Annotated in this window: 9 protein-coding genes; 2 read left to right on the top strand and 7 right to left on the bottom strand. The window is 38.9% G+C overall.

What is annotated here, in order from left to right:
• Positions 1 to 423 precede the first annotated feature (423 nt).
• Positions 424 to 1,635, bottom strand: coding sequence for a replication initiation protein (locus H8K52_RS20135; protein ID WP_186924708.1), 1,212 nt, complete (start codon positions 1,633 to 1,635; stop codon positions 424 to 426).
• Between the two features lie 451 nt (positions 1,636 to 2,086).
• Between H8K52_RS20135 and H8K52_RS20130 the strand changes: the two genes are divergently transcribed.
• On the top strand, positions 2,087 to 3,166 hold the full coding sequence (locus H8K52_RS20130; RefSeq protein ID WP_186924707.1) for a ParA family protein: 1,080 nt from the start codon (positions 2,087 to 2,089) through the stop codon (positions 3,164 to 3,166).
• Complete coding sequence (locus H8K52_RS20125) at positions 3,163 to 4,149, top strand: ParB/RepB/Spo0J family partition protein (protein WP_186924706.1); 987 nt, start codon at positions 3,163 to 3,165, stop codon at positions 4,147 to 4,149. The genes H8K52_RS20130 and H8K52_RS20125 overlap by 4 nt, the downstream gene beginning before the upstream one ends.
• A gap of 2,137 nt (positions 4,150 to 6,286) precedes the next feature.
• Here H8K52_RS20125 and H8K52_RS21990 read toward each other — a convergent pair.
• The 6 genes from H8K52_RS21990 to H8K52_RS21675 form a co-directional block, all read right to left on the bottom strand.
• Positions 6,287 to 6,376, bottom strand: a complete 90-nt coding sequence (locus tag H8K52_RS21990; protein ID WP_222613863.1) for a helix-turn-helix domain-containing protein — start codon at positions 6,374 to 6,376, stop codon at positions 6,287 to 6,289.
• 587 nt (positions 6,377 to 6,963) lie between these two features.
• Positions 6,964 to 8,736: a phage integrase family protein gene (locus H8K52_RS20115; protein ID WP_186924705.1), complete on the bottom strand. Its 1,773-nt coding sequence runs from the start codon at positions 8,734 to 8,736 to the stop codon at positions 6,964 to 6,966.
• Between the two features lie 252 nt (positions 8,737 to 8,988).
• Complete coding sequence (locus H8K52_RS20110) at positions 8,989 to 9,390, bottom strand: type II toxin-antitoxin system VapC family toxin (protein ID WP_222613864.1); 402 nt, start codon at positions 9,388 to 9,390, stop codon at positions 8,989 to 8,991.
• Positions 9,391 to 9,398: 8 nt separating this feature from the next.
• Positions 9,399 to 9,629: a type II toxin-antitoxin system VapB family antitoxin gene (vapB, locus tag H8K52_RS20105; RefSeq protein ID WP_186924703.1), complete on the bottom strand. Its 231-nt coding sequence runs from the start codon at positions 9,627 to 9,629 to the stop codon at positions 9,399 to 9,401.
• 644 nt (positions 9,630 to 10,273) lie between these two features.
• Entirely contained in the window at positions 10,274 to 10,627 is a 354-nt protein-coding gene (locus H8K52_RS20100) for a CZB domain-containing protein (protein ID WP_186924702.1), read from the bottom strand.
• A 129-nt stretch (positions 10,628 to 10,756) separates the two neighbouring features.
• Positions 10,757 to 10,888: a hypothetical protein gene (locus H8K52_RS21675; protein ID WP_281388009.1), complete on the bottom strand. Its 132-nt coding sequence runs from the start codon at positions 10,886 to 10,888 to the stop codon at positions 10,757 to 10,759.
• Positions 10,889 to 10,974 lie beyond the last annotated feature (86 nt).

The following is a 10,974-nucleotide window of genomic DNA, read 5'->3' as shown; positions in this document are numbered from 1 at the left end:
AATTGGCGAATCGTCGCTTTACAGCGCCTGCCAAGTTTAATGTATAGCTTCACCGCCCGAAGACGTTCTTCATATGAGTACATGAACCACTCCCAAAAGTAGTCCAAGATTTTATCCGCACCCCCTCAACATTAAAGGAAGCTCAAAAAGCGATCCCATATAAAGTACCTGATAGTTTCTCAGATCAAACGTTTAGCTTCAGTTGATAAAAAGTGGTATTACTAGATTTTATAAAATCCGGCTTAAAAGTCGGATTTTTTTCGTTGCTTAATCCCGGGTGATCGTCAGACGATTGCTTCGATCTGAATAGAGCAAGTCCCAAGGGCGGAAGCATGGTAGCCTCAAGTGCACGCTGATGGGAAATGAGCTCTCACTGTATCATGCACGCTAAGTGATAAAATTGAGGCTAGTGGAACATACAATTTATGTAGCGAATTGAGCTCGCATCCAATTCATAAAATGAATATTCGGTTCACCTTTTGAAAACTCACATTTTTCTGCATTAAAAAAACTCTCGCGACCAAGCCCTTCAGTGGCAAAATATTTCGTTACCCAATCACGTTTTTGTTCCAACGTCATATCTTTCAAAAACTTCTTAAAAGTAGCTTGTTTTTGAATTTCTGCATTATCGATTTTATTTATTGAGGCATTTGCCTCGATCTCATTTTTTGTTTTATTTATTTCGTACGTCGGTTTTATTATTGCACCTACGTTCGCTAGAGTTCGAATATAGCCAGCGGTTGATCCTTTTATTTGTTTTTTCTTGTCCTTATTTTCAACGTATTCAATCAGATCAATTACTCGACTTTCGCCTTGCTCGTTGATCATTGATAACGCAAGTTTATCGCCAATACCATGCTCAAATAGTCGTTTATATGCAGCGGTTTCTCGCAACAAATTTAAGCCATTTTCCTGCGTTTCCATCGCTATCTCATATATGGATCTCTGAGAATTATCTGTAATTAAAAACCTTAGGTGAGTAACTTTTCTTATGTGTCGCTGATACTCAACTTCGATATGAATATCAGACACTTTATTAATCTCGTTCATCGCTTTTTTAATTACATGATTTGAGAAATGCCTAAAATCATCATACATAGCCGCCGAAGCGCCCAATAAATCCCTCCATTTATTTACTTCTATAAACCCAGTGGAACCCACTTTTCTAAACCGCTTACAGTTCTCATATAAGTTCAATGCATAACCCCCTGAAAACTGATTTTGCATCGAAATATTAATTGTTCCGTAAATCTCAGGATTAGCCATTTTTGTTGATAAAAACGAGCTATATTCATACGTGCAAATGCCATCCTTAATTTTGGCATGCGCAAGAAAAGCCGTTGTACCCCATTCTTCTTTTGAGTCACCTAAAAGATCAAATTTGACTTCTGTCGTTGTTAATTTTGAGAGTGATTTTTTAAGATCGACAGTATTTGAACTATCTGTCCAGCCGATTAATGGCATTAAAAGTTTGACAGGGATACTATGAATCCTTTTGTCCAATAAATTATCAAAGGCATTCAACAAAAGTACATTAAGCAATTTCCGTTCTGAAAACGACAGAACACCACTAGTGTGTATAGTAGCTACATGCTTCTTTAATTCCTTTTTTGTACTTAAAATTTCTGTAGTCATCAAAATCAAAAATATGAGTGTATTAACATTATGAAATAGCATATTCCATTTCTTTAAAATATGCTATTTCATTTTCAAATTTACGACACCCCTTAAACTATGCTTTTACAAAATATTCACCACCGTAAAATATGCTTTAACGATAATTACCATCCCGTAAACACTGCTGTTTGAATTCAATAAATCCCTGAAAATATGCTTTTTAATCCCGAATACTATGCTGTATCTTGCCGGAAAGCCTTATAGACCAACGATCTTCATTATGTAAACGTTTTTAAAGATGTTGTTCTTTAAAAGTAAACAACAACAAGTACATGTTGTGTTTTTCAGCAAGAAGCTTAAAATCAATAAAAACAATGCTTGCTAGGTTTTTTTTAAAAAATATGAAAAATCCTTGCAACTGTAAATTCTATTTGCTACTATGAAGTCTCTTAATAAAAGGAGACTCATCTTGGAACGAAAACCTTTCAAGGTTCAAGCTGTTGCTAACTTACTTGGAACTACGGTTGACTCAATTCGACGTGATACAGATGAGTCGGGAATTTTAATTCAAAGACAAACTGGTGATGGACCAAAGACAAGGTTATTTAGTATTGAAAATGTCTTTGAATTAGCAAAATTCAGAGCTAAAAAGCTTGGATTAACCCCTAAGCGTAAAGTCATTATGACAATTTACGCTCCCAAAGGTGGTGTTGGAAAGACTACGGTAGCGTCCAATTTAAGTACGCTTTTCCCTCTGATGGGATTAAAAACTCTAGTTATTGATCTTGATTTTCAAGCCAATTTATCTATGTCTTATGGATACGATGCTGAGCTTACTCATGAACAAGCACTTGAGGAAAATATTCCTGTAAATAAATGTATCGACTTTCATTTCGGGCATTTAATGCCACAATGGCAAGCTTCTTCAATTCCACCATTGAGTGAGGTTATTAAAAAACCATACGGAGAATTTGGACCTCATTTAATTCCTAGTGAAGTGTCCTTAGATCGGTTAGAAGCCCTTTTTACGCTCGATACAATATTAGGTAAAAACCCTGAAACTACTATCGCTAAGTTTTTATACGAGGGTATGAATGGAACCAATCCTGATCTCGATTTATCGAGTTATGACATCATTTTATTTGATGCCCCTCCAGCAAAAAATCAAACTACAAGAGGTGCGTTGCTCGCAAGTGACTATGTAATTGCTCCCGTATCAATGGAACGTTATTCTACAAAATCGGTTTCTTACTTAGCGAAAGTCTTAGGGGAAATGGAAAGTAGTTTAGGTAAATATCCTGAGCTATTAATTTTAGGTAATTTCTACGACAAAACCAGATTACGCGTTGCAGCCCAAGTCATTACTTTAGTTAATCAATATAAAGATTCATGGGTCGATAAATCAATTAGTAGTTCCGAGGAATTCAAAAAAGTACTTTCTTCTGAAGATTATGAACTACCTTTAGCTGTGGCTAAACCTAGTAGTAATGCTTCCGTTGAATTACGCGCTGTCGCACAAGCTTTAGCTGGACGTATGGGTGTCTTATGAACGAAAAGAAAACAGAATCTGAATTCAACCAAGAACTTCGGGCAAAATTTCAGCATGACCTGGCTTTAAAAGGCAACGGTATGGTCATGACTCAACCACCTACGACTAAATCAAAAAGTTTAGAGGCACTTATTGAAAGTGCTCAAAAGTCACAAGAAACAACGTTAGATGGTTCTAATCGTATTGAGATAATTTCTGTCAATTTGGTCGATGACTCGCCTTGGCAACCAAGAGCAAGATATGATGAAGGATACATTCAAGCCTTAGGTGAGATGCTGCAAGATCGTGGGCAAGATGATCCTATAATTGTGAGAAGACTTGCCAGTGGTCGTTTTGAACTAATTGCGGGCCATAGAAGAACACGAGCTGCAAGATTAATTGGCTGGAGTGAAATTAAGGCTCAAGTTGTCGCATTGGCTGATCGAGACGCCGAATTAGCTACTTTGGTAAGTAATGAAGGTCGTGTTGACCTTACAGATTATGAAAAAGGCTTAGCTTATCAGCGTGCTAAAGAAAGAGGATTCGCAAAAAATCAATCTGAAATAGCCCGACTATTTGGTTGTACGCAAGGACGTGTATCCCAATGCCTAAGCCTTTTAGAACTTCCTATTGAAGTTAAAGATATTCTCGATAAGTATCCAGGTCTTTTTGGATATCGATATGCAATCGTTGTATCTGAGTTAGTAAAGGAGTTCCCGCTAGGTATCGATACCATTATTCAAGGTATTGAGCAGTTAATTGATAATAGTGAACTTACAAGCGACCATTTACGTTCTTTTGTGGAAAAAGCCTTATTAAATAGAACAAGGAATCCAATAGTTAAACCGACTGTGGTCTCTAATTCTCAGGGACAATCAATGTTCACTGTAAAATCAAAAAATAACCAGATTGTTATTGATATTAAAGACAATAGTATTGATAAAAGCGCGGTCAGTATTCTTATGATCGAAGCTTTGAGAAATCTTGTTTTAAGCAGTAATTAAGGCTGTTGTTCTTTTTTAGAATACCCCGCTATATGCGGGGTATTTTTTTGTTCTGGTTCTGTATAAAACGTAAGAGCATATTTTTCGGTTTATTAGCAGCTAATAATTTTTATCGCATAATCAAGTAATTTTCGGATTTCCTTCAATTAGACGAACAGTCATTTTCTTTTAAACTACATAAATAAATAAATAAATCAATCAATCAAATAGATACTTAATGTGAAAACTCGCTACCATTAAACTTTGGTCCTGAATTAAATATCTATGATTGTATAGACCAAGTCTCTTCAACCTCGCTCGATGTATTCAGGTAGTAGCATACTATCCGGTTTATTAGCAGCTAATAATTTCGATGATCAAAAAAAAATATGAATCTTATCTGCATATCGAAGTTTTTATATTTTAGCCTCTAGGTTGTCATGAGCTAACCTACATATACTAACTAAAATATTTAGGTGAATTACCTGCATCTATAACTTTATCCATTGAGCTTTCTCAGTCATCTAAATCTATTTTTTTCAAAGATGTAAAACCCCATTTCTTGTAAAAGCATATTATCCGGTTTATTAGCGGCTAATAATTTAGGTTTTTTATGTAACTAAATTCTGTCTGATTTAAATTGCCTTACTTATTGTGAACCTTTAATTGGGCATTACTGATATTTGCAAATCTTAACGTTCTGGGAAAACTTAACATGCGTTGGCATGATTTAACCAATAATTTGAAAAGGCATATTTTTAGGTTTTGTTCGCTATTGGGAATCGCTCACTCGATCTATCAATATCTTCTTCAGCTAGAAGCTTCAGGAAAGCCAGTGAACACAAATAAGTGGTATTGGCCTAGTTGCGATCGGTGGTGTATAGGATGAAGATGAAGTCCGATATTTTCAAATGGTCCCAGTGTAATTCGCGAGGGAATCTAAATGAAGCGCTCTTTGGTATGCATTCGTTTTCAATGGAAGCTTCATTGAAGTTTGAATGCTTTGATGTTTCAAGTGACTACTCACTTACAGTCAACGCCCACTGCTTAAAAGAAGAAGCTTGCTACTAGTATAATTGATCCGTTGTTGACCAATTTTAAGCGATTCACCGATATGTGAATAACGAATAAGACTTTGCTCTCATACACAAGAGACTGGCCTTGCAAAGTATTAGTGCTCATAAGGATACCGTGAGAGAGTTCTAGCCGAAACCAGCACTCGGGCTGAGCATAACAGATTCTAGGTTTGCACTGGCAATCACTACCAACCAATCGCAACTCGAATCTTTGCTGAGTAATTCAGATTTAAGTGAATGCTCAGTTTTGATATATTTCTAAATTGACCCCTAATTTGAATGTCTCACAATTAGAGGCTTATCAATACGGTTTGAAGATTTTTGAAAGAGCATATTTTCCGGTTTATTAGCAGCTAATAATTTTTAATGTTTTCTTAAAGGTCGTTGACTTGATATTCTCCCAGCGGCTAAAGAGCGGAGATTCCTACGGCACTGCGCGATGATATCAGTTGTCTTTTGATACGTGAACAATACATGGGAACTTCTGACTTGTTTGGTGAGTTGCTACAGCAGGAAAATGCCTCAGTGCCACATCGCCTTATAGGCTAGTTGCCATTAAAACCCACCTTAATCCTGCCCCAGGATGGATCGGTTCAGACCGTTGTCATGGCTTTGTGCAGGAGATCTTTACGTGCATTTGCTATACGCGTATGAATCTTCTGGACTTTGGCTTTCGCCTTTTTACAGCTACTACTAAATTTAATCTTGCGACTCATGTGCCTTTAGTAGCGCGCAAGGTGCTGCTGATGCTTCTTGAAGCTATTAAGCGGCGCAGTCAAGTATTCATCACTCATTGTCTAAAATTGAGAAATACCGACATTAATGTCGATCGAAGTGGTCGTGGGAGGTACTGGCTGTACAATCTCTTGCTGCGACTGGATCGAGGCGAACCACTTACTACCAAGTAGCCTGACCGTGACGTTTCGGACTTCGCCGAGAACACAACAGCTGTTGCGGCATCGTTGACATCTAGGTGTGGGCAAGAAGATGCGGCTATTGACTTGATCGAGTTTGATTAATTTGGCGCCCGGCTAGCAGAAAGCATCACTGCTACATTTTTCGTGATTTTCTTTTTGTAATGCTTAAGCGTTGTTGTAGACAAACCTGCACGAAAGGGCGAAACGGCGCATATTGTTTTCTTGCTCATCGTTAAAGGCTGGAAGTCGTTTCATTCTTACAGTAGCTGAGCATGTGCGACCATCACCTGAAGGAATGCTTTGCTTCCTGCAATTACAATCCCCCGCTGAAGGACGAGGTTTTAAGCGTTAATCTGAAAATTATTTGAAAAAGCATATTTTTCGGTTTATTAGCAGCTAATAATTTTTAGTGTTTTCTCAAAATTCGTTCAATTTACATCGTCCCAATCTTTTAGGGTGGGACGATGTAAATAACCTGATTGCAGTTAAGAAGAAACTTTTGTTGGATTTCTAAAAAAGGCTTGAGTGTGATGTGAAGCGTATTAGCATATTTTACGGTTTGACTTTGGAATATATCCCAAAGATTATTCTAATAGAATAATCTTAGAATTCTTATTAAGTGTTAAAAGCGGACTTATCCAGTAACACTAAAATTATTCTAGTAGAATAATCTAACACTTTCATTTTATTAGAAAATGAAAAAGCATATTTTCCGGTTTATTAGCAGCTAATAATTTAAGCTGTTTCTATTAAGTTTAAAGCGCTTCTACTTTAAGCGTAAGCAATTCCAAGAAACGACATTCTTCGTTTGAGTAGGTATTTCTAATGAACGTAAGTCTGGACTATATTTTGGCATCATTTTTTTTACCAAAAAATTTTGCGGCCTCTCCAACCATTCTCTTCTCTTTTGTGCGAACGTAGATTCCTGTTGTAGCTGATGAAGCATGTCCAAGGATTGCTTGAGCAACATCCAGCGGCATGCCTGCTTCAACCGCTAGAGTACCAAATGTATGTCTGTAAGCATGTGGTGATGAAGTCGCGAGTTTATCAATGTCATCAATAGAAAACGTTTCAGCTAATCCATCGATATTTTGAATCTTCTTCCAGGTTCGCATAATGACTGGGTAAAGTGAATCTCCGGAATATCCTTCAATCCGTCTTTCTTCATGCTTCTTGAGTGCTGCTTTATGACGAGGTATGGTGATGGGGGATAGTAATGGTGTCTCTTCTCGATGGGTATCAAAATCAATATTTCGATCTTTCCAATGTGCCTTAATCGCATCAACAGTTCGAACGCTCACTGGTACGAGTCGATTCTTATTACCTTTACCGTGTACTTCTAATGTGTAAATCATGTGTTCATGATTGTACAACTTGAGTTTATGACGTTGGGAGTTTGCTACTTCTTGCCGTCTCAACCCAGAATCACCCATTAAAAGTAGCGCGGCTAACGCAATTCGTTCTTGGACTTTTGTACTCTCATTAGCATTCTCTTGTAAGTACTCAACAACACGTTCCCATAAATCGTCGGTTAATGCACGTTCAATTCGTATTGGATTAACCTCCTGCGTCACGGAAGGATCTTTCACAACAGACCATGGATTTCCGGCTAGATACCTCACATCAACTAGATATTTGAAGCAGGCTCGAATGACGAGTATCGCGTGTTTTTGCGATTTTGCCGACATCTGCTCTTCTGTGAAAGGCTTCCATCTGGACGAGGATCTTGGTACCTTCATACCTGTGAATGAAGGTAGTGGAGCCCGAAGGAATACTTTATAGTCTTCACAATCGTCAACCAACAGTGATGACATTGGCTTTCTTTGTACCATTACAGACCATAGTAAGAAACGTTCAAGTTCTTTTCGGTAAGCTCTGAACGTGTGAGGTTGATCCGCAAACCTGGTCAAATATGCGAGTAGGGCATCTTTGTCATTGTTCGCTTGTATATAGCAGAATGAGGGACTTCTATTTATGCCGAATGTTCCACTGTATTCGCTAGGGAGTCCTAAACGATCAATAGGTACAAGCTCAGAAGGGCGGTTTGGATCTAGAGTGAGTTGAATCAGATTCGTTGTTGAGGACTCGACGACAACAACATTACCCAATGTTTCTGAATGGGTATTAATCCATTTGGTAACGACATCAGCTCGCATCTTACCTATTCGAGGTATTGATCGCCACCAACCGCCACCACGTCGGTAAATCATGTTGATCAAATCTGATAGCGTTAGTAGACCCTCACTACGAAGCGCTACAACGGTCTTGGGACGGAACCATTTGGAAATTGCATCAGTTAATTGTGGTGTGGCTTTAGGTGCATCTGCTGCTTTAATTAAAATATCTAAAGCTTTAACTGTCAGCGATCCTCCCTGGCGTGCTCCCTTCAATATCTCCGCAAAATGTGGATTATGCTGAATGGCTCGTTCCACCAGAGCATTACGCATTTCAATCAGAAATCGCTCAAGGCCCAGATCAAGTTGAGGACTGTCTTCCGAGTAGTATGAACTTGCGATAGTTTGAATTGGAATCTTTTGGGCGTATGCACGCATGGCCGCAAAATCGGTTCGGGTGAAAGTCATTTCCTGCAAAACGATTTCAGCATGTTGCGTCATAAAATATCCGATAAGTAAGTAAAGGCATTAACCCATTCCGTCATCTGTCTTTGGTGAACGACTGAAAAAATCCATTCTTTTCAAAGAAAAATTAATGTCTTCGTCAGAAATAAATTGCTATATATGTAATTTATTTGCTGGAATTAAACCATATTTTACGGTAATTCTACATTAATCCTTATCTGATAATAACAATTATCATATAAGGCTACTATTTTATTCTTTTGTTGTTTTGATCACTTTTTGTGCTTCTTAGTTAACCCAATCTTCGTAAGAGAGTCCAGAAACGCGCTTAAACTCACTCACATTGTTTGTGATCAACAAACACCCAGAAGCTATCGCGTGACCAGCAATAGCAGTGTCGTTATCGCCAATTACCAACCCTGCCTTGGTGAGATTAGTCTTTACCGCTATCGTCGCATCAACCGCAGCCTGATCCCACGGCAAGACCTCATCCAAACGTTTCACGAATTCATCAATTAGCGTTTTGTGCTTGGGCGATGCCTTCTTGCCGATTTGTCCGTATCGCATTTCGGCGTAAGTAATCGCAGAAATAACGATCCGATTATTCTTTGCAACCTCTTCAGCCAATCGCCTCAATACAGACAATGGCTGTTCGCGCATGATGAAAGAACAAATGCAGGTATCTAGCATGTAGGTAGTCACAGCTTAAACCTACCTTCATCGCCAATAATGCTATGACGATCTTGCAGAAAGTCTGCATCAGCTTTCGGTATTTCAGCTAGCGATGACCAGCTCGGACGAACGGGGCGCAGTGTAATGGTGTCACCATTGCGCGTAATTTCGAGCTCACCAACACCCTCATAAGACATATCAGCGGGAAACCGAATTGCTTGATTTTTACCGTTTTTGAAAATTGATACAGTGCGCATAAAGTCGCCTCCTTCATATGACTAACAGATGCAATATAGCATCCAATCTTAGCATATGCAAGACATATGTTGAGGCAAGCTCGCCCGTAAATGCGATTACACAAGTTGCAAGGGTATTGTAGGGGCAAATTGAGGAAACGGAAGAAATTGTACGATAAGGATTTCCGTTCTTTCTTAATGGCCGGAATTCACTATTATCTAGGCGTTTACTTTGGCGTCAAATATAGTCACCAGGAAGGTTCATATGTTTCTAACCTAGTGGTGATAAATATTACAATAATGAATCATGTACTGTCTGCCCGGCATCGCTCATTGCTTGAATGGTATGTTTAAGATATGCCGTATTCCAAAATACAATCACTGCGGAGACGTCACCCGAAGTAAAGGTGTTAACAAGCGAGATGCCGTAATTCGCTCGTATTATCCCATCTCCCTACCCCTTTTGTTAACATATTTACTTCGGAAGCTCGGGAACAGCCGAAACCGTCGACATAAAGCTGCCTCCGGTTTTGGCTGCTCTCGGCTGAGGTGAACCAAGCGGAATTGACTAAATCACAAATGGGTATGAATAAAGTTGAACAGACCATTAGTATTCAAATTCTCGGAACAACTCGGTATACATAAAAGAAGCAAAAGTGCATTAACTAAATGCCGATCTCCTTTTGAAGTTTCATAATAGATACCCCTACAGCCGATGAGGCGCTAGCGTATGTCGTTCCAGAATTAATCATAGCTTCTGCCTCTGTAAATTTTTTTGCATTAATAGCATTTGCGACTTTACCTGCTTCAACATGAAAGGCGGCATGTCTTAAGATGCAATCGCCGTGCGAAGCCAAATGCCCAAATTTACTCTTACCCTCGCCGTGCAGCCATTTACCAAGCTCACAATAATTGTCTTTCCCAATTGTCGCTGCATCCATGTTTTCCTGTTTTGAAATTGCAACTCTAAATTTCGTTTTCCATTCCGAGTGTTTTCCAACGGCATTGGTTAAATCCATTTTTTTCTCCTAAGAATTTGATTCAGCGACCTAACAAAAATCTGAACAGGAACTAATTTCGATGACACTTAGTTAGGCTACTCGTTGCAGTCAGAAATTGCAATTAAAAGCAGTATTCTTTTAGTGCGTTCACACAGACGATCGCATACGCACCGCCGCAATGACACCAGACAAGAACGTCAAAGCAGCGACAAACCACATAGCGCTCGCAACACCAAACACATCGGTTCTGTCGCAATAGCGAAGCCAATGCGGAATCATGGCAGACAGCCTCCGCCCTTACTTAAACAGAGCGGATTTTTCCTGCCAAAGCATAAAATTGGTCGGCAAAAGACAGATCTTCTCCT

The sequence above is a fragment of the Affinundibacterium seohonense genome, assembly GCF_014284305.1.
Lineage (GTDB): Bacteria > Pseudomonadota > Gammaproteobacteria > Burkholderiales > Burkholderiaceae_D > Undibacterium > Undibacterium seohonense.
This window is presented reverse-complemented; position numbering and strand designations above follow the sequence as displayed.

What these genes read in the sequence shown, in the direction of transcription:
- H8K52_RS20135 (WP_186924708.1), bottom strand. Translation starts at nt 1,635, where the DNA reads ATGACTACAGAAATTTTAAGTACAAAAAAGGAATTAAAGAAGCATGTA.
- H8K52_RS20125 (WP_186924706.1), top strand. Translation starts at nt 3,163, where the DNA reads ATGAACGAAAAGAAAACAGAATCTGAATTCAACCAAGAACTTCGGGCA.
- H8K52_RS21990 (WP_222613863.1), bottom strand. Translation starts at nt 6,376, where the DNA reads ATGAAACGACTTCCAGCCTTTAACGATGAGCAAGAAAACAATATGCGC.
- H8K52_RS20115 (WP_186924705.1), bottom strand. Translation starts at nt 8,736, where the DNA reads ATGACGCAACATGCTGAAATCGTTTTGCAGGAAATGACTTTCACCCGA.
- H8K52_RS20110 (WP_222613864.1), bottom strand. Translation starts at nt 9,390, where the DNA reads ATGCTAGATACCTGCATTTGTTCTTTCATCATGCGCGAACAGCCATTG.
- vapB (WP_186924703.1), bottom strand. Translation starts at nt 9,629, where the DNA reads ATGCGCACTGTATCAATTTTCAAAAACGGTAAAAATCAAGCAATTCGG.
- H8K52_RS20100 (WP_186924702.1), bottom strand. Translation starts at nt 10,627, where the DNA reads ATGGATTTAACCAATGCCGTTGGAAAACACTCGGAATGGAAAACGAAA.
- H8K52_RS21675 (WP_281388009.1), bottom strand. Translation starts at nt 10,888, where the DNA reads ATGATTCCGCATTGGCTTCGCTATTGCGACAGAACCGATGTGTTTGGT.